Annotated in this window: 27 protein-coding genes and 1 tRNA gene; 12 read left to right on the forward strand and 16 right to left on the reverse strand. The window is 69.0% G+C overall.

Features of this window, described 5'->3' with window-relative positions; genetic code table 11:
* Positions 1–48: 48 nt before the first annotated feature.
* Positions 49–669, reverse strand: a complete 621-nt coding sequence (locus AC1RJ9_RS07640) for a nucleotidyltransferase family protein (protein ID WP_492837791.1) — start codon at positions 667–669, stop codon at positions 49–51.
* A gap of 30 nt (positions 670–699) precedes the next feature.
* On the opposite strand from AC1RJ9_RS07640, the gene moaA reads away from it, so the two are divergent.
* Genes moaA through moaC form a run of 5 tightly spaced genes read left to right on the forward strand, consistent with a single transcriptional unit; the run spans position 700 to position 3496 of the window.
* Complete coding sequence (gene moaA / locus AC1RJ9_RS07645; protein WP_492837790.1) at positions 700–1743, forward strand: GTP 3',8-cyclase MoaA; 1044 nt, start codon at positions 700–702, stop codon at positions 1741–1743.
* Positions 1744–1746: 3 nt separating this feature from the next.
* On the forward strand, positions 1747–1986 hold the full coding sequence (locus tag AC1RJ9_RS07650; protein ID WP_492837789.1) for a MoaD/ThiS family protein: 240 nt from the start codon (positions 1747–1749) through the stop codon (positions 1984–1986).
* The gene (locus AC1RJ9_RS07655) at positions 1983–2441 is read left to right on the forward strand and encodes a molybdenum cofactor biosynthesis protein MoaE (protein ID WP_492837787.1); all 459 of its coding nucleotides are present in this window, start codon (positions 1983–1985) and stop codon (positions 2439–2441) included. The genes AC1RJ9_RS07650 and AC1RJ9_RS07655 overlap by 4 nt, the downstream gene beginning before the upstream one ends.
* 10 nt (positions 2442–2451) lie before the next feature.
* Positions 2452–3003, forward strand: a complete 552-nt coding sequence (gene moaB / locus AC1RJ9_RS07660; protein ID WP_492837785.1) for a molybdenum cofactor biosynthesis protein B — start codon at positions 2452–2454, stop codon at positions 3001–3003.
* 13 nt (positions 3004–3016) lie between these two features.
* Entirely contained in the window at positions 3017–3496 is a 480-nt protein-coding gene (moaC, locus tag AC1RJ9_RS07665) for a cyclic pyranopterin monophosphate synthase MoaC (RefSeq protein ID WP_492837783.1), read from the forward strand.
* Here the strand turns inward: moaC and AC1RJ9_RS07670 are convergent.
* The 6 genes from AC1RJ9_RS07670 to tsaD form a co-directional block, all read right to left on the reverse strand.
* Positions 3493–5292 carry a methyl-accepting chemotaxis protein gene (locus tag AC1RJ9_RS07670; protein ID WP_492837781.1) on the reverse strand — a complete coding sequence of 600 codons (1800 nt, stop codon included), beginning with the start codon at positions 5290–5292 and terminating at the stop codon, positions 3493–3495. The two genes, moaC and AC1RJ9_RS07670, sit on opposite strands and share 4 nt — an antisense overlap.
* Positions 5293–5411: 119 nt before the next feature.
* Entirely contained in the window at positions 5412–6188 is a 777-nt protein-coding gene (locus tag AC1RJ9_RS07675; RefSeq protein ID WP_492837780.1) for a class I SAM-dependent methyltransferase, read from the reverse strand.
* Positions 6189–6233: 45 nt separating this feature from the next.
* Positions 6234–6599, reverse strand: a complete 366-nt coding sequence (locus AC1RJ9_RS07680) for a Rieske (2Fe-2S) protein (protein WP_492837779.1) — start codon at positions 6597–6599, stop codon at positions 6234–6236.
* Position 6600: 1 nt separating this feature from the next.
* Positions 6601–6885, reverse strand: coding sequence for a YciI family protein (locus AC1RJ9_RS07685; protein WP_492837778.1), 285 nt, complete (start codon positions 6883–6885; stop codon positions 6601–6603).
* 31 nt (positions 6886–6916) lie between these two features.
* Positions 6917–7912, reverse strand: a complete 996-nt coding sequence (locus AC1RJ9_RS07690) for an NAD(P)H-dependent glycerol-3-phosphate dehydrogenase (RefSeq protein WP_492837777.1) — start codon at positions 7910–7912, stop codon at positions 6917–6919.
* Positions 7909–9012, reverse strand: coding sequence for a tRNA (adenosine(37)-N6)-threonylcarbamoyltransferase complex transferase subunit TsaD (gene tsaD, locus AC1RJ9_RS07695; RefSeq protein WP_492837775.1), 1104 nt, complete (start codon positions 9010–9012; stop codon positions 7909–7911). Before tsaD ends, AC1RJ9_RS07690 begins: the two co-directional genes overlap by 4 nt.
* A gap of 71 nt (positions 9013–9083) precedes the next feature.
* Here tsaD and hemC point away from each other — a divergent pair, with 71 nt between their 5' ends.
* From hemC to AC1RJ9_RS07725, 6 genes are all read left to right on the forward strand, one after another.
* A complete protein-coding gene (hemC, locus tag AC1RJ9_RS07700) occupies positions 9084–10052 on the forward strand; it encodes a hydroxymethylbilane synthase (RefSeq protein ID WP_492837773.1) in 969 nt (322 codons plus the stop codon).
* A gap of 4 nt (positions 10053–10056) precedes the next feature.
* A complete protein-coding gene (locus AC1RJ9_RS07705; RefSeq protein WP_492837772.1) occupies positions 10057–10776 on the forward strand; it encodes a uroporphyrinogen-III synthase in 720 nt (239 codons plus the stop codon).
* Between the two features lie 98 nt (positions 10777–10874).
* Positions 10875–11768 carry a COG4223 family protein gene (locus AC1RJ9_RS07710; protein WP_492837770.1) on the forward strand — a complete coding sequence of 298 codons (894 nt, stop codon included), beginning with the start codon at positions 10875–10877 and terminating at the stop codon, positions 11766–11768.
* Entirely contained in the window at positions 11765–13321 is a 1557-nt protein-coding gene (locus AC1RJ9_RS07715) for a heme biosynthesis protein HemY (protein ID WP_492837769.1), read from the forward strand. Before AC1RJ9_RS07710 ends, AC1RJ9_RS07715 begins: the two co-directional genes overlap by 4 nt.
* A gap of 40 nt (positions 13322–13361) precedes the next feature.
* Positions 13362–13437, forward strand: a tRNA-Thr gene (locus AC1RJ9_RS07720).
* Between the two features lie 71 nt (positions 13438–13508).
* The gene (locus tag AC1RJ9_RS07725; protein ID WP_492837768.1) at positions 13509–13808 is read left to right on the forward strand and encodes a hypothetical protein; all 300 of its coding nucleotides are present in this window, start codon (positions 13509–13511) and stop codon (positions 13806–13808) included.
* Positions 13809–13815: 7 nt separating this feature from the next.
* Here AC1RJ9_RS07725 and AC1RJ9_RS07730 read toward each other — a convergent pair whose 3' ends face one another.
* The 7 genes from AC1RJ9_RS07730 to AC1RJ9_RS07760 all read right to left on the reverse strand — a co-directional run bounded on the left by AC1RJ9_RS07730 (position 13816) and on the right by AC1RJ9_RS07760 (position 22045).
* Positions 13816–14457, reverse strand: a complete 642-nt coding sequence (locus tag AC1RJ9_RS07730) for a hypothetical protein (RefSeq protein WP_492837767.1) — start codon at positions 14455–14457, stop codon at positions 13816–13818.
* A 132-nt stretch (positions 14458–14589) separates the two neighbouring features.
* Positions 14590–16788, reverse strand: coding sequence for a 3-hydroxyacyl-CoA dehydrogenase NAD-binding domain-containing protein (locus tag AC1RJ9_RS07735; RefSeq protein WP_492837766.1), 2199 nt, complete (start codon positions 16786–16788; stop codon positions 14590–14592).
* A gap of 20 nt (positions 16789–16808) precedes the next feature.
* The gene (locus AC1RJ9_RS07740) at positions 16809–18014 is read right to left on the reverse strand and encodes an acetyl-CoA C-acetyltransferase (protein WP_492837765.1); all 1206 of its coding nucleotides are present in this window, start codon (positions 18012–18014) and stop codon (positions 16809–16811) included.
* Between the two features lie 107 nt (positions 18015–18121).
* On the reverse strand, positions 18122–18505 hold the full coding sequence (locus tag AC1RJ9_RS07745; RefSeq protein WP_492837764.1) for a hypothetical protein: 384 nt from the start codon (positions 18503–18505) through the stop codon (positions 18122–18124).
* Positions 18502–19665, reverse strand: a complete 1164-nt coding sequence (locus AC1RJ9_RS07750; protein ID WP_492837762.1) for an acyl-CoA dehydrogenase family protein — start codon at positions 19663–19665, stop codon at positions 18502–18504. Before AC1RJ9_RS07750 ends, AC1RJ9_RS07745 begins: the two co-directional genes overlap by 4 nt.
* Positions 19666–19667: 2 nt before the next feature.
* On the reverse strand, positions 19668–21461 hold the full coding sequence (locus tag AC1RJ9_RS07755) for an acyl-CoA dehydrogenase C-terminal domain-containing protein (protein ID WP_492837761.1): 1794 nt from the start codon (positions 21459–21461) through the stop codon (positions 19668–19670).
* Between the two features lie 104 nt (positions 21462–21565).
* Positions 21566–22045 (reverse strand): MerR family transcriptional regulator, encoded by a 480-nt coding sequence (locus AC1RJ9_RS07760; protein ID WP_125157280.1) that lies wholly within the window; start codon positions 22043–22045, stop codon positions 21566–21568.
* Positions 22046–22238: 193 nt separating this feature from the next.
* On the opposite strand from AC1RJ9_RS07760, the gene AC1RJ9_RS07765 reads away from it, so the two are divergent.
* A complete protein-coding gene (locus tag AC1RJ9_RS07765) occupies positions 22239–22898 on the forward strand; it encodes a S24 family peptidase (protein WP_492837760.1) in 660 nt (219 codons plus the stop codon).
* 75 nt (positions 22899–22973) lie between these two features.
* Here AC1RJ9_RS07765 and AC1RJ9_RS07770 read toward each other — a convergent pair whose 3' ends face one another.
* Both AC1RJ9_RS07770 and AC1RJ9_RS07775 read right to left on the reverse strand, forming a co-directional pair.
* A complete protein-coding gene (locus AC1RJ9_RS07770) occupies positions 22974–23183 on the reverse strand; it encodes a hypothetical protein (RefSeq protein WP_492837759.1) in 210 nt (69 codons plus the stop codon).
* Between the two features lie 183 nt (positions 23184–23366).
* Positions 23367–25025, reverse strand: a complete 1659-nt coding sequence (locus AC1RJ9_RS07775) for a lysine--tRNA ligase (RefSeq protein ID WP_492837758.1) — start codon at positions 25023–25025, stop codon at positions 23367–23369.
* Between the last annotated feature and the right edge of the window lie 33 nt (positions 25026–25058).

The following is a 25058-nucleotide window of genomic DNA, read 5'->3' on the forward strand; positions in this document are numbered from 1 at the left end:
ACCTAACGGGCGAAGGTCGTGGCCGGGTCTCGGGGGAGAGCCCCGGCGTCAGCGGCCTTCGAGGGCGCGGGCAAGGTCCTCGGGTCGATCCACGTCGAGGTGGATCCCTGGGTTCTGCACGGGAATCCGCGCCAACCGGGCGCCCGCGTTCTCCAGGAGGGCGCGGGCGCCTTCGTCTCCGGACAGCGCCCGCAGGGCCGGCAGCCAGGTCGCGCCGAACAGCACCGGATGGCCGCGACGGCCCAGATGCGTGGGCGCGACGATGTCGTATGGGCTCTTCAGGGACCGGGCAAGCAGCGCCGGCGTGGCCGGATCGACGGCCGGCATGTCGCCCAGGAACACGAAGACGCCCGCCGTGTCGTCGGGCAGGGCCGACACCGCCGCCCTCAGCGAAGCGCCCATGCCCTCATCGGCGTCCTCGACCTGAACCATCACCAGCCGCTCCAAGGCCTTGAGCCGCTGGGCCGCAGCCTCGGCCGCCGCGCGCACCGCCGGATCGGCGACGGCCACGAACACCCGCCGCACGGGCGACAGCAAGGCGGTGCGCAGGGCGTGGGCCACCAGCGGCGCGTCCTCCAGCATGGCCAGCAATTTGCCGCCGCCAAAGCGCACGCCGCGGCCAGCCGCCAGCACGACGGCCTCCAATCCGTTCGTATCGCTTTGCGTCATGGGCTCCAGCGCCTATTCTTACAGACAGACATGACGCCCTATGACGACAGTCCCGCGCAAGCGGTTCACGCGCCCGCCCCCTCGCCGAGCCCGGTCTTGATCGACGGGTTCGGGCGCGCCGTCACCTATCTGCGCGTCTCGGTCACCGACCGCTGCGACCTGCGCTGCCTCTACTGCATGTCCGAGCATATGACCTTCCTGCCGAAGGCTGAAGTGCTGACGCTTGAGGAGCTTGATCGACTGGCCTCGACCTTCGTCGGCCTGGGGGTGCGCAAGCTGCGGCTCACCGGCGGCGAGCCGCTGGTGCGCAAGGGCTTCATGACCCTGGTCGCCGGCCTGTCGCGCCACCTGCGCAGCGGAGCGCTGGACGAGCTGACCCTGACCACCAACGGCACCCAGCTGGAAGGCTACGCCGCCGACCTCGCGCGTCATGGGGTGCGCCGGATCAACGTCTCGATGGATACGCTGAAGCCCGACCTCTTCCGCACCCTGACCAGGGGCGGGGACCTCGACCGGGTGATCGCCGGCGTCGATGCGGCCCTGGCGGCCGGGATCGCGGTGAAGATCAACGCCGTGGCCCTGAAGGCCGACAACGCCGCCGAACTGCCCGAACTGATCCAGTGGGCCCACGCGCGCGGCTGCGACATCACCCTGATCGAGACCATGCCGATGGGCGAGGTCGATCAGGATCGCACCGGCCAGTATCTGTCGCTGCAGGATGTGCGTCGCGATCTGTCCTCCTTCTGGACGCTGGAGGACATTCATCACACCACCGGCGGTCCGGCTCGCTATGTCCGGGTGGCCGAAACCGGCGGGCGGTTGGGCCTGATCACGCCGCTCAGCAACCACTTCTGCGACACCTGCAACCGGGTGCGCCTGACCTGCACCGGCACCCTGCACACCTGCCTGGGCCGCGACGACGCCAGCGACCTGCGCGCGGTGATTCGGGGCGGCGCGACGGACGCGGAACTGCGCGCGGCGATTTTCGCGGCGATCGGGTCCAAGCCCAAGGGCCACGACTTCCAGATCGCCCGTCCCGCCGTGGCGCGCCACATGTCCCAAACGGGCGGTTAGACGATGGCGCGGGTGCTGCTGTTCGGACGCCTGGCCGACCAGGCCGGCTGGCGCGAGCGCGTGGTCGCGGCCGGCGATCTGGCTAGCTTGCGCGCGACGCTTTCGGCCACTGACCCCGAACTGGGCGAGGCTCTCTCCGGTCCCGGCGTCCAGGTCGCCGTCGACAAGACTATCGTGCGCGGTGAGAGCGTGCTGACCGCCGCGACCGAGGTGGCCTTCCTGCCCCCCATGAGCGGCGGATGAGCGTCACGCCCACGATCACCTTGGCCGACCAGCCATTCGAACCCGGCGCGCTCGTCACCGCCTTTTGCGCGGGTCGCCAGGAGACCGGCGCGGTGGCCACCTTCGTCGGCCTGGCCCGCGCCGAGCGGGGCGCGGCGGCCGCGCTGGAGCTGGAGGCCTATCCCGGCTTCACCGACGCGGCGATCGGCGAGATCGCGAAGGACGCGATCAAGCGGTTCAAGCTGCAGGACGTCCACATCGTCCACCGCACGGGACGCATCGCGCCGGGCGAGGCCATCGTCTTCGTCGCCACGGCCGCCGGCCACCGGCGGGAGGCCTTCGAGGCCTGCGACTTCCTGATGGATTATCTGAAGAGCCGCGCGCCCTTCTGGAAGAAGGAGCATGGCCCGGACGGCGCGCGCTGGATCGAGCCGACGGACCGCGATAGGACCGACGCCGAACGTTGGGACGGATAGGAGAGACGGAATGACCGAAGCGCTGAAGCCGGGCGGCGGGATCAAGCCGGGCCTTCCGTTCAAGCCGGTCCGCGTGGCCGTGCTGACCATCTCCGACACCCGCGATGAGGAGAGCGACACCTCGGGCCAGATCCTGGTCGACCGCGTCAAGGCCGCCGGCCACGACTTGGGCGGCCGGGCGGTGGTCCGCGACGATGTCGAGCAGATCCGTCGCCAGGTCCGCGACTGGATAGACGCCAAGGCCGTCGACGCCATCGTCACCACCGGCGGCACCGGCCTGACCGGCCGGGACGTCACCCCCCAGGCCTTGGAGCCGCTGTTCGACAAGAAGATCGACGGCTTCTCGGTGATTTTCCACCTGGTCAGCTACGCCTCGGTGGGCCTGTCGACCCTGCAGTCGCGAGCCACCGCCGGGCTGATCGACGGTGTTTTCGTCTTCTGTCTGCCAGGCAGCAACGGCGCGGTGCGCGACGGCTGGGACAAGGTGATCAGCGCCCAGCTCGATAGCCGCCACAAGCCTTGCAACATGGTCGAGCTGATGCCTCGACTGCTGGAACAGTGAGGCCGCCGCGGCCGTGAGCAAGCTTACCCATATCGACGAGCAAGGCCGGGCTCGCATGGTCGACGTTTCCGACAAGCCGGCGACGGCGCGCGAGGCGGTGGCGACCGGCTTCGTGCGGATGCGCGCGGAGACCCTGGCTCTGGCGGTGTCGGGTTCGGGCCGCAAGGGCGACGTCCGCGCGGTGGCGGAACTGGCCGGGGTGATGGCCGCGAAGAAGACCTCGGACCTGATCCCGTTGTGCCACCCGCTGGCGCTGTCGAAGGTGGTGGTCGAGGTCGAGCCGGCCGAGGGCGGGCTGTCGGTGACGGCGCGGGTCAAGACCACGGGACCGACGGGCGTCGAGATGGAGGCCCTGACGGCGGCGTCGGTGGCCTGCCTGACGATCTACGACATGCTGAAGGCGGCCGAGAAGGGCATGGTCATCGAGGCCGTGCGGCTGCTCGAGAAGACTGGAGGCAAGTCGGGGGACTGGACGGCCGACTCGCCGGCCTAAGCCGCCCGCCGCGGCGCCGTCTCACCCGCGATCCGCAGCTCGCCCATCCGCTGGGCCAGGCGCGTGGCCTCCTGCGCCAGCGCATGGCTCGCCGCCGTCGTCTCTTCCACCATGGCCGCGTTCTGCTGGGTCACCTGATCCATCTGGTTCACGGCCACATTGACCTCGGCCAGGCCCCGGGCCTGTTCCTGGGCCGAGGCGGCCATGGCGCGAACCAAGCCGTCAATCTGCTCGACCTCGGCGGCGATGGCGCGCAGGGCCTCGCCGGCCTTGCCGACGAAGTCAACGCCCTGGTCGACCTCGGCGGCGCTGGCGGCGATCAGGCTTTTGATCTCCTTGGCGGCGTCGGCCGAGCGTTGGGCCAAGGCCCGCACCTCTTGCGCCACGACCGCGAAGCCGCGGCCAGCCTCGCCCGCGCGGGCCGCCTCGACCCCGGCGTTCAGGGCCAGCAGGTTGGTCTGGAAGGCGATTTCGTCGATCACCCCGATGATCCGGCCGATCTGGCTGGAGGACTTCTCGATCGCGCCCATGGCCCCGACGGCCTGGTCGACGATGTCGCCGCTGGCCCCGGCCGCGTCCCGGGCGCGCTGGACCACGGCGCGGGCGCGGTCGGCGCCCTCGGCGGTCTGGCGTACGGTCGAGGTGATCTCGTCCAGGGCGGCGGCCGTCTCTTCCAGGCTGGCGGCCTGTTGCTCGGTGCGGCGGGACAGATCGTCGGCCGCGTCGGTGATCTCGCGCGCGCCGCCGTGGATCATGCTGGTGGCCTCCAGGGACGCCGCGATCACGCCCGACAGTTTCTCGATGGCGATGTTGAAATCGACGCGCAGCCGTTCGTAGCCGGCCGGAAACGGACGCTCCAGGCGTTGCGTCAGGTCGCCCTCCGACATCGACCTCAACGCGCCGGCCAGGCTCTCGACCACGGCCTTCTGAGTGGCTTCGGCCTCGTCGCGGCGCGCTTCGGCTTCGGCGCGCTCGATCTCCAGGGCGTCGCGGACGTCGGCGGCTTCCAGCTCCTTGCGGCGGGCCTCGACGGTGTCGTGAAAGGTCTGGAGGGCCTCGGCCATCTGGCCGATCTCGTCCTGGCTGCGCTTTTCGGGCAACACCACCGACAGGTCGCCGGCCGCCAGGCGGCGCAGGGCGCGGGTAATCTCGACCAGCGGCGCGACCAGACCCTTCTGGGCGGCGATCATCAGGATGGCGGCGAAGGCGGCGGCGACCAGCAGCAGCGCGCCCATCACCACCTGGCCCAGCAGGCCTATCGTCTTGGCGGCCTTGGCGTCGCGGATGGCGGCGGTCTCGATCTTGGTCGAGGCCTCTTCCATTTTGGTCTCGAGGGCGGAGAACTGCCTGGAGAAGTCGGGCAGCCCGGCGCGCGCGCCGGCCGCATCGGTGTCGGCTCGGCCGACGATCGCGTCGGCCGAGGCGATGTAGGTCGCCAACGGCCCCTCGACGTCCGCGAGGGCGGCCTTGATCGCCGGATCGCGGGCCAACTGGCCGCTCGCGGCGATGTCGCTCTCGAAAGCCTGGATGTGCTCGGCGAGATCCGCTTGGACGGCCTTGATATCGACGCCCAGGGCAGGGTCGGAGGACATGATCCCGCCCATGACGTCAGCGCGCAGAGCATCGTGCATCATGTCGGCATGCATGTGAAGCCGCAGGATCTTGGCCGAGATCTCGGAGCGGGTGAGGGCAGAGTCGAGGCTCATCGCCACCCAAAGGCCCGTGCCGGCGGTGGCCGCGCACAGCAGCGCAGCGCCGGCGGCCGCTCCTATGACCTTCTGACCCAAGGACGCCATATCGGTATCTCCCCGCGACGCATCGCAAATTCGCGGGGCAGGATGCGGGGATAGTTATCTAACGGCCCTTAACCTTGGCCGTATCGAGCCGGCGACATAGTGTCGCGTACCAGCGATATCTAGCGCGGAATTTCGGCGATCTTGACCAGGGCGACCTGACGATAGACGGCCGCGACCTCGAAATAGCGGCCGAAGGCGGCGTGAAACTGATCGACGGCCTGCTTCACGCCCGGTCCGCCGATCTCACTGATGTCGTGCCAGTAGTCGTCCAGCACCATCATGCCGCCGATGCTGAGCAGACTGGCGCAGAAGCAGAGATCGATCAGCACGGCCAGGGCCGTGTGGCTGCCGTCGACATAGATCAGGTCGAACTGTTCATTCCGCTCCAGCATCTGGGGCAAGACGTAGGTCGAGAAGCCCTTGTGGGTGTCGAGGCTCTTGAAGCCGCACTTGGCCATGTTGCGGGCGAAGCGTGGCTCGACGGCGTGGTATTTCTCTTCAGGGTTCAGGGCCTCGTCGAACCAGGGGTCGATGACGGTGACGGCCAGGCGTTGCGGCAGCAGCCAGTCCATGAAGGCCAGGTTGCGGCCCTCATAGGCCCCGATCTCCATATAGCGGATCGTCTCGCCCTCGGGGCGCTTGGCCGCGAAGTCGCGCAGCAGCGGGGCCACGAACGGGATGTTGTTGCTGGCCCAGGTCGAGGTGAACTCGAAGCCCGCCTGCTCGGCGTGGGCGTTGAACGCGTCGACCACGGTCGGGTCGCGCTGCCCGCCCAGCATGGTCCTGGCCAGGTTCGAGGCCAGGCGCGGATTGATCTTGGTCAGCGAGCGCAGCTTGGCGAGACCGGCGCGGTGGGTGACCGTCTCGGCGTCGAAGTGCATGTCGGCGGCGGCCATGGTCCGGTTCCTCGCGATCGTTGGCGAGACCGTACGGGAAAGGTCTTAAGCGACGATGATCTGGCCGTCGCGGACCTCGACCGGCCAGGGGAACAGCTTGTCGCCGGGGCAGGGGCCCGCCACGCAGGCCCCGTCCTCGATCTTGAACAGGGCCGCGTGACCCGCGCACAGGATCAGGTCGTTCTCGCGGGTCAGGTAGCGGCCGGCGAAGCCCGCCAGCGGCCAGCCGGCGTGCGGGCAGCTGTCCAGATAGCCGACCACCCGTTCGTCCTTGCGGACCACGAACCCGGCGAACATCGCGTCGCCCGCGCGCCAGCGGAAGCCCTTCGCGCCGGGCGAGGCGATCTCGTCCAGCGCGCAGAGCACCGTGCCGGCGGCCGGGCGTGCGGGGTTGTCCGGGTCGGCGCGCAAGCTAGCCGAGCGAGCCGACGCCGACGCGCCAGGCCTGGATCTCGGCGCTCTCGAAGATACCCGCCAGGGTGTAGGGGTCGTTGTCGAGGAAGGTCTGCACGGCGGCGCGATCCTGCGCCTCGACGATCAGCATCGAGCCAATCGGGGCGCCGGCGTCATCCAGCAGCGGGCCGGCGGCCTTCACCAGGCCCGCGGCGTTCAGATAGTCCAGATGGGTCGGGCGAGTGGCCATGCGCGTCTCGATCGCGCCGGGCTTATCCTTGCAGTAGATGACGAAGAGGGCCATGCGGCGGTCCTTTTTAGGTTTCTGATTGCTCTTAAATTTCAGACTTCAGGGGGCGAGACAGCAGGCGCGCGATGGCGGCGTCGACCTCGATCTCGCCGTCCAGGATGGCGGCGACGGCCTCGCAGATCGGAACCTCGACCCCGACCTTGCGGGCCAGGGCGCGGACGGCGGGGGCCGAGGCGACGCCTTCGGCCACGGATACCTTGCCGGCCAGGGCCTGCTCCAGGGTCAGGCCCCGGCCCAGCGCCAGGCCGACGCTCATATTGCGCGACTGCGGGCTGGAGCAGGTCAAAACGAGATCGCCCAGGCCGCAGAGGCCCGACAGCGTCTCCGGCTTTGCCCCAAGGGCCACGGCCAGGCGGGTCAGTTCGGCGAAGCCCCGGGTGATCACCGAGGCGTGGGCGTTGCGGCCCAGACCCTTGCCCTCGACCACGCCGCAGGCGATGGCCAACACGTTCTTGACCGCCCCGCCCGCCTCGGCGCCGATCAGATCGCTGGCGGTATAGGGACGGAAGGTCGGGGTGGCGATGGCCTCCGCGATGGCGCGGCCCAGGGCCTCGTCCGCGCAGGCCAGGGTGACGGCGGCCGGTAGGTTGCGGGCCACCTCGCCGGCGAAGCTGGGCCCCGACAGCACCGCGATCGGCGCGCCCGGCAGGGCCTCGGCGGCGACCTCCGTCATCAGCTTCAGCGTGCCCTGCTCGACGCCCTTGGCGCACAGCACGATCGGCGCGCCGGCCTGACGATGCGGGGCGAAGGCCGCCAGCGCGGCGCGCAGGTGTTGGGCCGGGGCCACGGCCAGGATCAGGTCACAGCCGGCGAGGGCGGCCAACTCCGTCACGGCCGTGATCCCAGGCTCCAGCCCGACGCCTGGCAGGAACACCGCGTTCTCGTGGCGCTCATTGACGGCCGTCACGACCTCAGACTCGCGGGCCTGCAGGGTGACCTGCAGACCGGCGCGAGCGCAGACCTGGGCCAGGGCGGTGCCCCAGGCGCCGGCGCCGATGACGCCCACGTGCTTAAAGGTCATGCCTTGGCTCCCTTGCGTCCGTAGGCGTTGGCGGGGTTGGCCAGCGCCGCGGCCTCGTCCAGCGGCCAGCGCGGTCGGGCGACCGCGTCGAGATCGTCGAAGATTCCCAGGGCCAGCCGCTCGGCCCCCGCCAGGGCGATCATGGCGGCGTTGTCGGTGCAATAGGCCAGCGGCGGCGCGGCGAAGGAAAAGCCGTTCTTCTCGCAGTCGGCCAGCAGGGCCGCGCGCACCGCGCCATTGGCGGCCACGCCGCCGGCGACGACGAAACGCAGGTCGTCCGCGCCGTGGCTATCCCTGTAGAGCTTCATCGCCCGGTCGACCCGTTCGGACAGCTGGCGGGCGATGGCGCCTTGGACGGCGGCGGCCAGGTCGCGGCGCTCGTCGTCGGTGGTCAGGGTCTCGGCGATCCGCGCCGCGGCGGTCTTCAGGCCCGAGAACGAGAAGTCGCAGTCCTTGCGGCCCAGCAGGGCCCGGGGGAGGCTGTAGCGGGTCGCGTCGCCGCCGACCGCCAGTTTCTCCAGGGCCGGACCGCCCGGATAGGGCAGGCCCAGGCTCTTGGCGATCTTGTCGAAGGCTTCGCCGGCCGCGTCGTCGATCGTGGTGCCCAGGCGCTTGCAGGCCCCGACGCCGGAGACCTCCAGCAGCTGACAGTGACCGCCCGAGACCAGCAGCAGCAGGAACGGATAGGCGATGTCGGCGCCGAGGCGGGCCGAGACCGCGTGGCCTTCCAGGTGGTTGACGGCGACCAGCGGCACGCCCCGCGCCAGCGACACGGCCTTGCCGAACGCCAGGCCGACCATCACCCCGCCGACCAGGCCTGGACCGGCCGTGGCGGCCACGCCGTCCAACTGGTCGAAGGTCAGGCCCGAGGCGCGCATGGCCTCGGCGGCGATGGCGTCGATCGACTCCACGTGGGCGCGGGCGGCGATCTCGGGCACCACGCCGCCGAACGGCGCATGCTGCTCGAACTGGGTGCCGATGACCGAAGACAGCACTTCAACCGTCCCGTCCGGCGCGCGCCGCACGACCGAGGCCGCGGTCTCGTCGCAGCTGGTTTCCAGGCCGAGGATGGTGAGGGTTGAATCCGTAAGGACAGTCATTCGTTGCGGGCTTCCCGCCGCTCCTGTAGCAGCGAAGATGAAATCTTGTCTCCGCAGGTAACGTTCCGACCGTGTCCCGGCAACCTCCCATCCGTATCGGCGCGCGTGGCTCCAAGCTCTCCCTGGCCCAGTCGGGGCTGATGCAGGCGCGGATCGCGCACGCGCTGGGTGTCCCCAAGGGGGCCTCGCAGGCCGAGATCGAGGCCGCGGCTCCGCTGATCCCGATCGTCACCAGCGGCGACCGCATCCAGGACCGCCGCCTGATGGAGATCGGCGGCAAGGGGCTCTTCACCAAGGAGATCGAGGAGGCCCTGCTGGACGGTCGCATCGACTGCGCGGTCCATTCGCTGAAGGACATGCCGGCCGAGCTGCCGCCGGGCCTGATCCTGGCCGCCACGCCCGAGCGCGAGGATCCGCGCGACGCCTTCATCAGCCATGTCGCCGAGCGGCTGGAGGACTTGCCCAAGGGCGCGCGCCTGGGCACCGCGTCCTTGCGTCGTCAGGCCCAGGCGTTGCACGTGCGGCCCGACCTTGAGATCATCATGCTGCGCGGCAATGTCGACACCCGCCTGGCCAAGCTGGAGCGCGGCGAGGCCGACGCCATCCTGCTGGCCCAGTCGGGCCTGAACCGCCTGGGCCTGGGTCACCTGACCCGCAGCTGGCTCGACCCGGAGGCCGCTCCGCCGGCCCCTGGACAAGGCGCGCTGGTCATCGAGACCCGCCTCGAAGACGCCCACGCGCCCTGGCTGCAGGCCGTCAGCTGCCGCGAAACCACGCTCGCCGTCGCCGCCGAGCGCGGGGCGCTCTACGCTCTGGAAGGCTCGTGTCGCACGGCCATCGGCGCCCGCGCGGTGCTGGACGGTTCACGCCTGACCCTGATCGTCGAGGCCCTGACTCCGGACGGCGCGCAGCGCTTCCGCCGGCGGGGCGAGACGACCCTTTCGGGGGGGGATGATATCGCCGACGCCCGCGCCCTGGGCCTGGAGCTGGGCGCCCAGGTCCGCGTCGAGGGCGGCGACGCCATCCTGCTGCCGGAATAGCGCCGTGGACGCGGGCGCGCCGGTCTGGATCACCCGCGCCCGCCCCGGCGCCCTGGCCACCGCCGAGCGCGTGCGGGACCTGGGCTTCGAGGCCATCGTCGATCCTCTGCTGGCCGTCGAAATCCTGGACGCCGAGTTGAACCTCGCCCACGTTACGGCGCTCGCCTTCACCAGCGCCAACGGGGTCGAGGCCTTCGCGCGGCTGTCGGACGAACGCGGCCTGCCGGTGTTCGTGGTCGGTCGGGCCACGGCCAAGGCGGCGCAGGGCGAGGGCTTCGCGTCGGTCTCCAGCGCCGACGGAGATGTCGAGGACCTGTGCGCGCTGATCGCCGCCGGGGCTTCCGGACCGGTGCTGTGGGCCGGGGCCAAGGAACCGGCCGGCGATCTCGTCGGCATGCTGCGCGGCCACGGGGTGATGGCCAGAGGCGTGGCCGTCTACGAGACGCTGGAGCGCGCCCCTTCCGATGACACCCTGGCGCGGCTGGACGCGCCAGCGGCGGTGCTTGTGCACTCGCCCCGCGCGGCCCGCGCCTTGGCGGCGATCCTGCGTGAGCGGCCCGCGCCGGCCGTGCGATTCCTGTGTCTCTCCAAGGCCGTCGCCGCCCCTCTGCGCGACGCCGCCGAACCCGGGTCTGTGACCTTCGCGTCGCGTCCGGAGGAATCCGCGTTGCTGGATCTGCTCAACACCACAGGTCTGTCTGAACAGACAGACCTGATTTCCTAGGGGGAGCGCGACGGTCGCCAAAACCGGACGCCACTTTTGGCTGTCGCGCTCAAGCGCGCCGTTGCGAAGCGCGGCGGCGTGGGGCACGAATGGACGTCATGAACGCCGCTCCCGATCCCGCTGAAATCGTCGCTCCCAGCGATCCGGCGCTTTACGCCCGTCGTCGCGTCATGGGACCCGGCGTCTGGATCTGGCTGATCCTCTGCGTACTCTGCATCGCCCTGGGCGCGGGCGTCGCGCATTACGGCCCGACTCTGTTCAAGAGCAAGGCCGCCCCAACTGACGGCGTGGTCTCGGCCGAGCCGAGCCCGCACGCGGTCGCCGATCGCGTCGCCACGGGCTCGGCCCTGCCGGTCGACGCCGGGACCAGCGCCGTGGCGCCGCCGGCCGCCGATTTCGAGCGCCTGGACGGCCGAATCGCCGCCCTCGAATACAGCCAGAAGGGCGTGACCGCCGCGGCGGCCGCCGCCTTGGCGGTTTCCGCCCTCGCGGAGGCCACCGAGACCTCGCGCCCGTTCGGCCAGGAGCTGGCCGGCCTGCAGCGCGTGCTGCCGCCCTCGCCCGACCTGCGGGCGCTCGGCGAGCTGGCTGACAAGGGCGCGCCGACCCGCGCCGGCCTGGCCGTGCAGTTCAGCGCCCTGGCTGGCCGCGCCGCCAGCGCTTCGCGCAATCCCGGTCCGGACGCCGACCTGTTCTCGCGCATCCGCTACGCCCTCTCCAGCATCGTCTCGATCCGCCATGTCGGCTCGACCACCGGCTCGACGCCTGACGCCATGCTGGCCCGCGCCCAGGCCTTGCTCGACGACGGCGATGTCGAGGGCGCGGTCCAGGCGCTGGACCCGCTGCCCGACGCGGCCCGCGTCGTCCTGGCTCCATGGATCAACGCCGCCAACCGCCGCATCGAGATCGACCGCCACGTCGCCGCCATCCGCGCCGACGCCCTGACCGGCCTGTCTCGTGTCACGCGGACGGGCTCCGAGGGCCTGCCATGACCCGCGTCGCCTTCGCCCTCTTCCTCGTCGCCGCCGTCGCGGTCACCGTCCTGGCCCTGACCGGCGAGCCGGGTCGCGCCGCGCTGGATTGGATGGGCTGGCGCATCGAGATGACCGCCGCGGCGGCGGCCCTGCTGACCCTGTTGTCGGCGTTGGCGTTCACCCTGCTGTGGCGGGGCGTGATCTGGATCGTCGAGGCGCCGCGCCGCGCCGCCCGGGCTCGCGCCGAGGCCAAGCGCAAGTCGGCGATCGAGGCCCTGTCGCGCGGCTTCCTCGCGGTCGCCGCCGGCGACGGTTCCGAGGCCCGCCGCCTGGCCCAGAAGTCCGCCGAACTGGCCGAGGACGCTCCGGCCCTGGTCCGCGTGCTGGCCGCCCAGGCGGCCGAGGCGGCCGGCGACCTGGGCGCGGCCAAGAGCGCCTACAACGCCATGCTCGGCTTTCCCGAGATGCGCCTGGCCGGCCTGCGCGGCCTGATGCAGGCGGCCCAGGCCGAGGGCGACCGGCCGACGGCCCTCCGTCACGCCGAGACCGCCTACGGCCTGGCGCGCACCGCCCGCTGGGCCTGGCGCGCCCTGCTGGAAGCCCGGCTGGAGGTCGGTGACTGGGCCGCGGCCCTGGATCTCGTCCAGGGCGCTTTGGAACGCAAGATCGTCTCGCCGGTCGTCGCCGATCGCAGCCGCGCCGCGCTCCTGGCCGCTTCGGCCGCCAGCCTGGAAGACAGCCCCGAGCCCAAGGCCCGCGTCCAGGCGCTCGACTTCGCGACTCAGTCGGTGAAACTGAAGCCCGACTTCGCACCCGGCGTGGTGATGGCCGCCCGCCTGCTGGCCGACGATGGCAAGGTCGCCAAGGCGGGCCAGCTGATCGAGACCGCCTGGAAGGCCGAGCCACATCCGGCGCTTTGGCTGGCCTATCGCGACCTGAAGACCAACGAGACTCCCAAGGTCCGCGCCCAGCGCCTGACCGCCCTGGCCGCGATGAAGCCCGAGCCGCGCGAGAGCCGCATCCTGCGCGTCGAGAGCGCCTTGATAGGCGGCGACCCCGTCGCCGCCCGCGCCGCCGCCCGGCTGCTGGACGCCGAGGCCCCGACCGCCCGTTTCGCCGGCCTTATGGCCCGCGTCGCCGCCGCCAACGGCGAGGCCGACGAGGCTCGCGCCTGGATCGCTCGCGGCGTGGAGGCCCCGCAGGAGCCCGACTGGTCCGACCTCGACCCCGAGGGCCGCGCCTTCGCCTATCGCCGCGAGGACTGGGCCCGCCTGGTGGGCAGCTATGGCGAGACCGGCCAGTTGATCCACCCACGCCACGAGCGCCGCGAGCGGACGATGAACGACCTGCCCGAGCTGCCTTCGGCCTATGCCGACTACGCGGCGTCGACGCCGTTCATTCGCGCGGCCGAGACCGGCGGCCCCCTGATGCCCGTCCCTGACGATCCCGGCGTCTTCGACGCGCCGCCGATTTCGGACCCGCCGGAAGGGCCTCTTGGGGGAGGGTCGGCGCCTCGTCGCAATTCTGGTGCAAGACGGCGCTTGGCAAGCGGCTCGCGCGCCGCTAAATAGGCGCTCCCTTCGCCCTGAAGCCCTGCTTCGGGGTGCGTGGGCCGCCTTAGCTCAGCCGGTAGAGCGGCGCATTCGTAATGCGTAGGTCAGGTGTTCGAGTCACCTAGGCGGCACCACTTCTTCTTTCCTTTTTGAAATCCGGAACTCTCGCCACGACGGCTCCGTTCGTGTCTCGAAGGAGTTCCGCATGCCCAACCGCGTCGACGACGATACCGCCCTTGAGGAAGTCATGAGCTTTCTCGACTCACCGCCAGAGGAAGGCAGCGCCGACGACGCCCGGTTCGGGGAGCGGTTGAGGCAGGTGATCGCGGCGGCGATTCCATTGGATGAGGGCGAGGATCCGGCGGACGGGCCGACCTTGCAGCTGGACGACAGCCTGCGGGGTCGTCTGGAAGCGCTGGCGAAAAAGCGGGGCGGGAGCCACTATTTTGGCGACCATCCGGACGGCATTGGCCCGACCCTGGGCATGGATGTGAGCAAGTCCTAAGCGCCGCTCAGTCGTCCCAGCCCTTGCGCTTCTTCTTCTTGCCCAGGGCGAAGATCCCCGGATAGGGGCCCTTGCCGACGCGATAGAGGCACCAGTCGTCGTCCTTGGCGCAGTCGCCGTCGAAGGCGGCCTTCTTGTCCGGGTCGATGGCGGCGTACATCGGGGCGGTGCGCGAGCGCTGGCCGTCGGCCTCGGCGCAGGCGGCCTTCTGGTCGCGGTTCAGGGCGACGGTCTTCTCGTGCCGGCAACCGAGGCTTTCGCGCAGGCCGTCGCGGGTCTGGTCGCTCTGCTCGACCAGCTTGCGAGCGGTGAAGCCGGGCGGAGCGACGATGGCCGGCGGGCCTGTGGGCTTGGCGGCGGCGGGCGGCGCGGGAATGGTCGTGGGTGACGACAAGACGGCGCTTGGGCGGCCTTGGGCCGGCGCGACGGCAGCTGACGCGGGCTTATCGACCGGACGAGACGGCGCGTCGACTAGCTCGGCTTCGATGACCGGTGGTTCGATCAGTTGGGGCAGCCAGCGCGCCCCGGAGACCAGGGCTAGCAGCACCAAGATGTGCGCGGCCAGGACGGCGCCCAGGGCCGCGAGGTTGCGCCGCAGTTCCCGCCGCGAGGGGCGCCGCCAGGTTCCGATGGCGATCGCCGTACTCATGGTTTCTCCAGGCGCTGCGGCGCTGGATATGGGTATGCGCGCGATACGGCGCGAGCGTGGCCGTACGGGACAAGAAAAAGGCCCGGTGTTTCCACCGGGCCTTTCCTTGTTTCAGCGATGAGGCTGGAAGCTTTACGCCGCCGCCTTCGCCTTGACGCCGAAGCGGCCGTAGAAGGTCTCGCCCTTTTCGGCCATTTCGCGCAGCAGGGCCGGCGGCGCGAAGCGCTTGCCGTACTGCTGGGCCAGGCGGTCGCAGGTCTCGACGAAGGCCTTGGCGCCGACGCCGTCGATCAGGCTGATCGGGCCGCCGGTCCAGGGCGCGAAGCCCCAGCCCAGGATGGCGCCGACATCGGCCTCGCGCGGGTCGACGATGACGCCTTCCTCGAAGCAGCGGGCGGCTTCCACGGCCTGGCGATAGAGCAGACGCGTGCGGATCTCCTGGATCAGCGTCGCGTCGGCGTCCTTGGTGGTCACCGGCGCGAGGTCGGCGAGACCCTTCCAGATCGTCTTCTGGCCGTTCTCCGGATAGTCGTAGAAGCCCTTGCCGTTCTTGCGGCCCAGGCGGCCCAGCTCGACAACCATCTTCTCCAGCACCGGGGCGAACGGACGCTCCTCGTACTTATCGCCGAGGTCCTTCTTGGTCTGCTCGCCGATCTTGTAGGAGAGGTCGAGGGCGACGTCGTCGTTCATCTCCAGCGGACCGCGCGGCATGCCGGTGGCGCGGCCGACATTGTCGATGATGGCGGGGGCGATGCCCTCGGCCATCATCTCCAGGCCTTCCTGCACGAAGGTGCCGAAGCAGCGGCTGGTGTAGAAGCCGCGGCTGTCGTTGACGACGATCGGGGTCTTCTTGATCTTCAGGACGTAGTCGATCGACTTGGCCAGGGCTTCCTGGCTGGTCTCCTGGCCCATGATGATCTCGACCAGGCCCATCTTGTCGACCGGCGAGAAGAAGTGGATGCCGATGAACGAGGCCGGACGCACCGAGGCCTTGGCCAGACCGGTGATCGGCAGGGTCGAGGTGTTGGAGCCGAAGATGGCCGTGTCGGCCAGTTCGGCCTCGGCCTTCTTGGTCACTTCAGCCTTCACGTCGCGGTTCTCGAACACGGCTTCCACGACCAGGTCCGAGCCCTTGACCAGGCTGTAGTCGGTGGTCGGGGTGATCAGGGCGAGGATGGCGTCGCCCTTTTCCTGGGTCATCTTGCCGCGCGAGACGGCCTTCTTGACCAGGCCCTCGGCGTAGGACTTGCCCTTGTCGGCGGCTTCCTGCGTCTGGTCGATCAGCACGCTCTCGATGCCGGCCATGGCTTGGACATAGGCGATGCCCGCGCCCATCATGCCGGCGCCCAGGACGGCGACCTTCTTGACGTCATAGTGCGGGACATTGGCCGGACGGCCCGAACCCTTGCCCAGCTCCTGCAGGGAGAGGAACAGGGTGCGGATCATGCCCTTGGCCTGGGGCGTCATCATGGTCTTGAGGAAGTAGCGGGTCTCGATCCGCAGGGCGGCGTCGAACGGCACCTGCGTGCCCTCATAGACCGCCTTCATGATGTTCAGCTGGGCCGGATAGTTGCCATAGGTCTGCTTGCGCAGCATGGCGTTGCCCATGACGAAGACCTGGCTGCCGGTCGGGGTGTAGGGACCGCCGCCCGGAAGCTTGAAGTCCTTCTTGTCCCACGGGGCGACGGGATCGCCCTTGGTCTTGACCCAGGTCTTGGCGGCTTCCACCACCTGATCGGCCGGGACGACCTCGTGCACGACCTTGTTGGCCAGGGCCTCGGCCGGCTTCATCGACTTGCCTTCCAGCAGGTACGGCGCGGCGGCCATCACGCCCATCAGGCGCGGCAGACGCTGGGTGCCGCCGGCGCCCGGTAGCAGGCCGACCTTGGCTTCCGGCAGGGCCAGCTGGATCTTCGGATTGTCGGCGACCACGCGATAGTGGCAGGCCAGGGTGATCTCCAGGCCGCCGCCCATGGCCAGGCCGTTGATGGCCGCGGCCACCGGCTTGCCGCAGGTCTCCAGGGCGCGGAACGCCTTGTTCAGCGCGAAGCCGGCCTCGAAGGCGGCTTTCAGGCCCTCTTCGCCCGGCTTGCCGCCGCCCAGGCCGCCCGAACCACCGAGCTCACCGAGGTCGGCGCCGGCGCAGAAGCCGGTCGTCTTGCCCGAGGTGATGACGGCGCCCTTGATGGCCGCGTCCGACTTGATGGTCTCGACCACCTCGCCGATTTCCTTGATGACCGAAGCGGTCAGGGTGTTCATCGAGCGGCCGGGCACGTCGAAGGTGACCAGGGCCACGCCGTCGGAATCGACCTCGATCTTGAAGTTTTCCATAATGCTCGTTCCTTGAGGTCTTAGACGCGTTCGATGACCGTGGCGGTGCCCATGCCGGCGCCGACGCACAGGGTGATCAGAGCGGTCTCCTTGTCGGAGCGCTCCAGCTCGTCGAGCATGGTGCTGATCAGCATCGCGCCGGTGGCGCCCAGGGGGTGACCCATGGCGATGGCGCCGCCGTTGACGTTCATCTTGTCGTGGGGGATGTCCAGCGCCTGCATCATGCGCAGGACGACGGCGGCGAAGGCTTCGTTCAGCTCGTACAGGTCGATGTCCTTGACGCTCATGCCCAGGCGCTTGAGCAGCTTCTCGGTGACCAGCGACGGGCCCGTCAGCATGATCGAGGGCTCCGAACCGATCGAGGCGCCGCCCTTGATGCGGCCGCGCGCCTTCAGGCCCAGGGCCTCGCCCATTTCCTTGGTGCCGATCAGCACGCCGGCGGCGCCGTCGACGATGCCCGAGCTGTTGCCGGCGTGGTGGACGTGGTTGATCTTCTCGACCTGCGGATAGCGCTGGGTGACCACGGCGTCGAAGGCCATCTCGCCCATGCCCGTGAACGAGGGGTTCAACGAGGCCAGGGTCTGCATGGTGGTCGAGCCGCGCACGGTCTCGTCATGGTCCAGGATGGTCAGGCCCAACTGGTCCTTGACCCCGATCACCGACTTCTTGAAGCGACCGTCGGCCCACGAGGCGGCGGCGCGGCGCTGGCTCTCGACGGCGTAGGCGTCGACGTCGTCGCGGCTGAAGCCATAGAGCGAGGCGATCAGGTCGGCCGAGACGCCCTGCGGCGCGAAATAGGTCTTGAAGGCCGAGGACGGGTCGGTCGGCCAGGCGCCGCCGTCGCTGCCCATGGGCACGCGGCTCATGCTCTCGACGCCGCCGCCGATGGCCATCTGGGCTTCACCCGAGGCGACCTTGGCCGCGGCCATGTTCACGGCTTCCAGGCCCGAGGCGCAGAAGCGGTTGATCTGCACGCCGGCGACGCTTTCGGCGTAGTCGGCGGTCAGGACGGCGGTGCGGGCGATGTCGCTGCCCTGCTCGCCGACGGGGGCGACGCAGCCCAGGATGACGTCGTCGACCTTGCTGGTGTCCAGGTTGTTGCGGTCACGCAGGGCTTCCAGCACCTGGGAAGCCAGGGACAGGGACGTGATCTCGTGCAGAGACCCGTCCTTCTTGCCCTTGCCGCGCGGGGTGCGCACGGCGTCGAAAATGTAAGCGTCAGCCATGGAATGGCTCCTTCCTGCGAAGTGGTGTTCGTGTCGTTGAAAGCGGCGGCCGGGGTGTTTTCCGAAGGAAAATGCTCCCACCTTTGAAGGGGTATTGGAGACCGGCCCTATTGTTTCCAGGTGCCGATCGGGTACTTGCCGATGGGCTCGCACTTCAGGCCGCTGGCGCCGGCCTTGGCCCGATAGTAGAGGCGCGAGCCGAACTCGGGCGGCGGCAGCGAGCAGGCGGTGAAGCCAGAGGTCGTGACCTCCAGCTTCCACTCGGCGATCTTCGAGCGCAGCAGCGTGTTGCAGACGTCCTTGCCGGGCGGCGTCAGCGGCAGCTTGAAGGCGCCAGGTTGCGGTCGCTTGCCGACCAGCTCGCCGGAGAAGGTCAGGGGGCGCGGACCGGGGGCGGCGCGCACGCAGACCACGGCCGAGCGGGCGTCGGCTTGAGCGGGAGCCGGCGCGGCGGGGCCGGCCAGCAGCGCGATGAGAGGCAGTACGATCACAGCGTCCTCGCGATCAGGAGTTTCATGATCTCGTTGGTGCCGCCGTAGATGCGCTGGATGCGGCTGTCCTTGTACATGCGCGCGATCGGATACTCGTTCATGAAGCCGTAGCCGCCGAACAGCTGCAGGCAGCGGTCGACGATCTTGTTTTCCAGGTCCGAGACCCAGTACTTGGCCATCGAGGCGGTGGCCGCGTCCAGCTTGCCGGCCAGGTGCTGCTCGATGCAATGGTTGGTGAAGACACGGGCCACGGTCGCCTCGGTCTTGCACTCGGCCAGGACGAACTGGGTGTTCTGGAAGTCGATGATCGCCTTGCCGAACGCCTTGCGGTCCTTGACGTAGGCGATGGTCAGCTCCAGCGCGCGCTCGATCGTCGCCATGCCCTGCACGGCGATGTTCAGGCGTTCCTGCGGCAGCTGGCCCATCAACTGGAAGAAGCCCTGGCCCTCGTCGGTTCCCAGCAGATTCTCGGTCGGGACCTTCACGTCGTTGAAGAACAGCTCGGAAGTGTCCTGGGCCTCGTGACCCAGCTTGTCGAGGTTGCGGCCGCGCTCGAAGCCTTCGGTTCCGTCGGTCTCGACGATCAGCAGGCTGGTGCCGCGCGCGCCGCCGGCCGGGTCGGTCTTGGCGACGACGATGATCAGATTGGCCGTCTGGCCATTGGTGATGAAGGTCTTGGAGCCGTTGATGACGTACTGGTTGCCGACCTGCTTGGCGGAAGTCTTGATGCCTTGCAGGTCCGAACCGGCGCCGGGCTCGGTCATGGCGATGGCGCCGACCAACTCGCCGGTGGCCAGGCGGGGTAGCCAGCGCTGCTTCTGCTCTTCCGTGCCGTAGTGAAAGATGTACGGCATGACGATGGCGTTGTGCAGGCTGATGCCGAAGCCGTCGACGCCCTTGCGGCCCAGCATGTCCATCAGCACGACCTCGTGGCGATAGTCGCCGCCGGCTCCGCCGTACTGATCGGGCGTGGAGAGGCCGAGCAAGCCGGCCTCCCCTGCCTTGGTCCACATGTCGCGATCGACGCAATGGTTCTTGCGCCACCCCGCAACGGTCGCCTCAGGGGCGTGCTCATCGAAGAACTTGCCCACCGCGTCCTCGAAGATCGCGATGTCCTCTTCGGCCATGAAGGCGGGCTTTTCGACGTTGAGCACGCTCATGATCAGAAGGCCTCCGCGGGCAGCGCCATCAGGGTCGCCGAACCGGTCTTCAGCTTGGCCAGGTGTGCCCCGGCGTCAGGCAAGATGCGTTCGATGAAATAGCGGCCCGTGACCAGCTTGGTCGTGAAGAACGGGTCGGACGAGCCGGCCGCGATCTTGGCGTTGGCCGCCTTGGCCATCAACGCCCACATGTACGCTAGGCCGGTCAGGCCGAAGAGGTGCATGTAGTCGGTCGAGGCCGCGCCGGCGTTGTCGGGGTTCTGCAGGCCGTTCTGCATCAGCCACATGGTGCCGTCCTGCAGCTGCGCCTTCACGCCCGCCAGGGCTTCGATAAAGGGCTTCAGGCTCTCGTCGGCGTCGTTCTCGCCGATGAACTGGTCGATTTCCTGGAAGAAGGTCATGACCGCGCGGCCGCCCTTGGAGGCCAGCTTGCGGCCCACCAGGTCCAGGGCCTGGACGCCATTGGTGCCTTCGTAGATCAGGGCGATGCGGCAATCACGCATGAACTGGCTGACCGGGAAGTGCTCGGTGAAGCCGCTGCCGCCGTGCACCTGCACCGCGTTGGAGCAGACCTCGAAGCCCTTGTCGGTCAGATAGCCTTTCAGCACCGGCGTCATCAGGCCCATGTAGTCGGCCGACTTCTCGCGCATCGCCGCGTCCGGGTGGACGTGCGAGAGGTCGCCGTGCAGGGCGGTCCAGAACAGGAAGGCGCGACCGCCCTCGATCAGGGCCTTGCTCTCCAGCAGCATGCGGCGGACGTCCGGGTGGACGATGATCGGATCGGCCGGGCCGTCGGCGTTCTTCGGACCAGTCAGCGAGCGGCCCTGCAGGCGGTCCTTGGCGAAGGCGACGGCGGCCTGATAGGCGGCCTCGCCCTGGGCCACGCCCTGCATGCCGACGCCCAGGCGCGCCTCGTTCATCATGACGAACATGATCTTGAGGCCCGAGTTCTCCTCGCCGATCAGATAGCCCTCGGCGTCGTCGTACTGCATGACGCAGGTGGCGTTGCCGTGGATGCCCATCTTCTCTTCCAGGCCGACGCACTTGACGCCCTGGTTACGCTCGCCGACCGAGCCATCGGCCTTGGGGAAGAACTTCGGCACGATGAACAGGCTGATGCCCTTCACGCCGGCCGGGGCGCCCTCGATGCGGGCCAGGACGAGGTGGACGATGTTGTCCGACATGTCGTGCTCGCCGGCCGAGATCCAGATCTTCTGGCCGGTGATCTTGTAGCTGCCGTTCGCCTGCGGGACCGCCTTGGTGCGCAGGAGACCCAGGTCCGTGCCGCAGTGGGGCTCGGTCAGGTTCATGGTGCCGGTCCATTCGCCGCTCACCATCTTGGGCAGGTAGGTCTGCTTCTGTTCGTCGGTGCCGCCCGTATGGATGGCCGAATAGGCGCCGTGGGCCAGGCCCGGATACATCGAGAAGGCCATGTTGGCCGAGCTGGACATCTCGCTGAAGGCCAGGTTGACGACGTGGGGCAGGCCCTGGCCGCCATAGGCGGGATCCGAGCCCAGGCCGGTCCAGCCGCCTTCGCACAGCTGCTTGTAGGCGTCCTTGAAGCCCGGCGGGGTGGTGACGACGTTGGTGGCCGGATCCAGCTTGCAGCCGGTCTTGTCGCCGACCGTATTCAGCGGGGCCAGGACTTCGCCGGTGAACTGGGCGGCGGCCTCGAGGATCTGCTCCACGGTCTCGAAAGGCGCGTCGGAGAAGCCGGGCAGATCGCCGTGCTGATCGATGTTGAGCACGTCACGCAGGATGAAGGCGTGGTCGCGAACGGGCGGCTGGTAAGTCATGGAGCGGTCCTGCCAGGGAACTGAAAAGAGTGATCGGGAGGAAAAACGGATGTGCGGTCGCCGTCTCTCGCGCGTCTTGCACGGAGGCGGCGTCGCGGAAGGTCTTACTTGCCCAGCATGGCTTCGGCGTGACCGTCGAGGCGGGCGCGCAGCACCTGTTCGTAGTCGGCCGCGCGGGGCAGCAGGTCGGGTCGGATCTCGGCGAGGCGACGTTCCAGGCGGTTGCAGGCTTCGCGCAGCTCGATCAGGGCGTTGTCGATGTCTTCGCGCTGTTGCTCCAGCGCGTTGGCGCGTTCACGGAACTTCTTCAGCGAGCGGGCCATCTGCGCCGCGCCCTCGTCGTTCTCGTCATAGAGGTCGAGCAGTTCGCGGATCTCGGTCAGCGACAGGCCCACGCGCTTGCCGCGCAGGATCAGCTGCAGGCGGACGCGATCCTTGTGGGAATAGACGCGGTTCAGGCCCTCGCGGGCCGGATTCAGCAGGCCCTTGTCCTCGTAGAAGCGCAGGGCGCGCGGCGTGGCTTTGAATTCGTTGCAGAGCTGGCGGATCGTGAAGGTCCGCTCGGGGCGTCGCAGGTCGGCCATGGATGGAAACCTCCCAATGAAGAGGGCCTGGCTACCGCGGCCGGGCCGCTTTGTTATCGCTGATCACCCTAAACCCGATCCCAGGCAGACGTCAACGCTTACGTAAACGTCAATCTAAGGATCAGCGATAGGTTTACTTTCCTAGCCCGCGAGGCGTATTTTCCTCGGTAAGACAGCGCTCAAGGAGGCGTCAGTGGCGACCCTCTCTCACGGCGAAATCTGGCGCGCCATCGACGCCCTGGCCGAGCGTTTCGACATGACGCCCTCGGCCATGGCTCGCATGGCGGGCCTGGACCCCACCAGCTTCAACCGCTCCAAGCGCGGCTCGGCCGAAGCCGACGGCCGCGCGCGCTGGCCCTCCACCGAGAGCCTGGCCAAGCTGCTGGAAGCGACGGGGGTCAATTTCTCGGAGTTCGCGGCCCTGACCGAGCGCACGCCGGTGCGGACGCCTGGCGGGATGCTTGGGCGCGCGCGCGGCGCGCCGCTGATCGGCCTGGCCCAGGCCGGGCAGGACGGGTTCTTCGACGATGCAGGGATGCCGGTCGGGGCTGGCTGGGACGAGGTCGCCGCCCCGGATCTGGGCGAGGGCCTGTTCGCGCTGGAAGTGACGGGCGCCGAGCTCGCGCCGGTCTATCGCGACGGCGACCGCCTGCTGGTCTCGCCTAACCAGGAGCCGCGCAAGGGCGACCGCGTGGTGGCGCGGACGAACGCTGGCGAGGTGCTGGTGCGGGAGCTGGGGCGGGTGACGGCCCGAACCCTCGAACTTGTCGCCCTGGACCACTTGGGCGCACCCCGCCTGCTTTCGCGGGACGAGGTCGCCTGGGTCGCGCGGATCGTCTGGGTCAGCCAGTAGGGCCGACCCTATAGTCGCATTTTTGCTTGGCGCGCGATGGCCGCCGAAGCCGGCGACCACTTTCGGCTATCGCGCTTACGTGCGCGGGCAGCTGGCGTGGCTGTCGAGCAGCCAGGCGATCAACGGACCGGCCGAGGGATCCTCGCACGACACGTCCAGGCGGTACGACGCCCAGGTGTCGTTGTGCGCGGCCTCGACATGGGCGTCGGGGAACTGCTGGATGATCCCGCCCAGAAGGGAATCGAATTCCTGACGGTCGGCGGGGCGGAGGGTGAACGAAGCCATGGTCCTAAACCTTGATGACTGATCTTGGTTCTGATGGTCCGAACCTAGACTCCGAAAGATGGGCGGACCCTTAACCGCGTTTTCAGACTTCGTTCATTTTCAAGGACATGGTGTCGCAGGGCGCGCGGATTCATCTGGCGCGCGCAAGCTTCGCCGTTGACGCCGCGCGACGCGGGAGCGGGGTTAGCCCAGCTTCTCTTCGATCAGCGCGATCGTCCGGTCGATGCCGAAGATCGCCGCGAACGAGCCGAAGCGGGGCCCCTGGCTCTGGCCCAGCAGCACTTCGTAGAGGGCCTGGAACCAGCCGCGCAGCGGGTCGAAGCCGTGGGTCTTGCCGACCTCGAACACCTCGTTCTGGATCAGCTCCGCGTCTGGCGCGTCGGCTGGCATGGCCTTCAGTTTGGCCAAAAGGTCCAGCATCGCGGCGCGCTCCTGGTCGGTCGGGGCGCGGAAGGTCTTCGTCGGTTTGACGAAGTCCTCGTAGTAATTGATCGCGTAGCCGGCCAAACGGTCCAGCAGCGGCTGGGTTTCCGGCGAGGCGCCCGGGATGTAGCGCGACAGGAAGCCCCAGAGGATCTCCTTGGTCGAGGCGTCGGCGGCCGAAACCAGGTTCAGCATCAGGCTGAACGACACCGGCGAGCCGTACTGCGGCGGGCGGCCCGAATGGATGTGCCAGACCGGGTTGTCCAGCTGCTTGGCCGGCTCCTGGCGCTGGAAGGCGTCCAGCTGCTGCAGGTACTCGTCGGTCGCCTTGGGGATGACGTCGAAATAGAGCTTCTTGGCCGACTTGGGGCTCTGGAACATGTAGTACGACAGGCTCTCCGGAGCCCCGTAGCGCAGCCAGTCCTCCATCGACAGGCCGTTGCCCTTCGACTTGGAAATCTTCTGGTTGTTCTCGTCCAGGAAGAGCTCGTAGTTGAAGCCTTCCGGGGGGATGCCGCCCAGCGCCTTGCAGATCGCGCCCGAGGCCTTGACCGAGTCGATCAGGTCCTTGCCCGACATCTCGTAGTCGACGCCAAGAGCGGTCCAGCGCATGGCCCAGTCGGGCTTCCACTGCATCTTCACATGGCCGCCGGTGACCGGGACCTCGACCTTGCTGCCGTCCTCGTCCTCGAAGACGATCGTGCCCTTCTCGACGTTGCGCTCCAGGGTCGGGACTTGCAGCACCTTGCCGGTGGTCGGGCTGACTGGGAGGAACGGCGAATAGGTGGCCCGGCGCTCTTCGCCCAGGGTCGGCAGCATGACCTTCTGGATAGCGTCGAAGCGTTCCAGGGCGATCAGCAGCGTCGCGTCGAACAGGCCGCTCTTGTAGCACTCGGTCGACGAGACGAACTCATACTCGAAGCCGAAGCCGTCCAGGAACGCGCGCAGGCGGGCGTTGTTGTGGGCGCCGAAGCTGTCATGGGTGCCGAACGGGTCGCGGACGACCGTCAGCGGCTTGCCCAGGTCCTCGATCAGCGGCTGCTTGTTCTCGATGTTGTCGGGAACCTTGCGCAGGCCGTCCATATCGTCGCTGAAGGCGATCAGTCGCGTGGGGATGTGGTCGTCGACCAGCGCGCGGAAGGCCTGGCGCACCATGGTCGTGCGCGCCACCTCGCCGAAGGTGCCCAGGTGCGGCAGACCCGAGGGACCGTAGCCGGTCTCGAAGATCACGGCCTTGGCCAGGGCCGGATAGGCTTTCACCGCCTCGTCGGTCTTGCCGGCGTCGATCAGGGCCTTGGCGGCGTCCTGGTCGGCGCGGTCGGGAAGGCGCACGCGCAGGACGCGGGCGATGGTGGCGCGCGCCTGCTCGAACGGCCAGGAGCGGGCTTCGCGGGCGAGGGGGGAGAGGCCTTCAAACATGCGGGGCGGTATAAGCGGTGTGGGCGCGAAGGG

The sequence above is a fragment of the Caulobacter sp. GW822-FHT07D08 genome (assembly GCF_058798735.1).

Coding starts and splice junctions, on each gene's coding strand:
- AC1RJ9_RS07690 (WP_492837777.1), bottom strand. CDS start 7,912: ATGACCTTTAAGCACGTGGGCGTCATCGGCGCCGGCGCCTGGGGCACC.
- AC1RJ9_RS07725 (WP_492837768.1), top strand. CDS start 13,509: ATGCCCAACCGCGTCGACGACGATACCGCCCTTGAGGAAGTCATGAGC.
- AC1RJ9_RS07775 (WP_492837758.1), bottom strand. CDS start 25,025: ATGTTTGAAGGCCTCTCCCCCCTCGCCCGCGAAGCCCGCTCCTGGCCG.
- AC1RJ9_RS07655 (WP_492837787.1), top strand. CDS start 1,983: ATGAGCGTCACGCCCACGATCACCTTGGCCGACCAGCCATTCGAACCC.
- AC1RJ9_RS07760 (WP_125157280.1), bottom strand. CDS start 22,045: ATGGCCGACCTGCGACGCCCCGAGCGGACCTTCACGATCCGCCAGCTC.
- AC1RJ9_RS07730 (WP_492837767.1), bottom strand. CDS start 14,457: ATGAGTACGGCGATCGCCATCGGAACCTGGCGGCGCCCCTCGCGGCGG.
- AC1RJ9_RS07640 (WP_492837791.1), bottom strand. CDS start 669: ATGACGCAAAGCGATACGAACGGATTGGAGGCCGTCGTGCTGGCGGCT.
- AC1RJ9_RS07675 (WP_492837780.1), bottom strand. CDS start 6,188: ATGGCCGCCGCCGACATGCACTTCGACGCCGAGACGGTCACCCACCGC.
- AC1RJ9_RS07755 (WP_492837761.1), bottom strand. CDS start 21,461: ATGACTTACCAGCCGCCCGTTCGCGACCACGCCTTCATCCTGCGTGAC.
- AC1RJ9_RS07710 (WP_492837770.1), top strand. CDS start 10,875: ATGAACGCCGCTCCCGATCCCGCTGAAATCGTCGCTCCCAGCGATCCG.
- AC1RJ9_RS07750 (WP_492837762.1), bottom strand. CDS start 19,665: ATGAGCGTGCTCAACGTCGAAAAGCCCGCCTTCATGGCCGAAGAGGAC.
- AC1RJ9_RS07670 (WP_492837781.1), bottom strand. CDS start 5,292: ATGGCGTCCTTGGGTCAGAAGGTCATAGGAGCGGCCGCCGGCGCTGCG.
- AC1RJ9_RS07685 (WP_492837778.1), bottom strand. CDS start 6,885: ATGGCCCTCTTCGTCATCTACTGCAAGGATAAGCCCGGCGCGATCGAG.
- AC1RJ9_RS07715 (WP_492837769.1), top strand. CDS start 11,765: ATGACCCGCGTCGCCTTCGCCCTCTTCCTCGTCGCCGCCGTCGCGGTC.
- AC1RJ9_RS07770 (WP_492837759.1), bottom strand. CDS start 23,183: ATGGCTTCGTTCACCCTCCGCCCCGCCGACCGTCAGGAATTCGATTCC.
- moaA (WP_492837790.1), top strand. CDS start 700: ATGACGCCCTATGACGACAGTCCCGCGCAAGCGGTTCACGCGCCCGCC.
- AC1RJ9_RS07650 (WP_492837789.1), top strand. CDS start 1,747: ATGGCGCGGGTGCTGCTGTTCGGACGCCTGGCCGACCAGGCCGGCTGG.
- AC1RJ9_RS07740 (WP_492837765.1), bottom strand. CDS start 18,014: ATGGCTGACGCTTACATTTTCGACGCCGTGCGCACCCCGCGCGGCAAG.
- tsaD (WP_492837775.1), bottom strand. CDS start 9,012: ATGACTGTCCTTACGGATTCAACCCTCACCATCCTCGGCCTGGAAACC.
- AC1RJ9_RS07735 (WP_492837766.1), bottom strand. CDS start 16,788: ATGGAAAACTTCAAGATCGAGGTCGATTCCGACGGCGTGGCCCTGGTC.
- moaB (WP_492837785.1), top strand. CDS start 2,452: ATGACCGAAGCGCTGAAGCCGGGCGGCGGGATCAAGCCGGGCCTTCCG.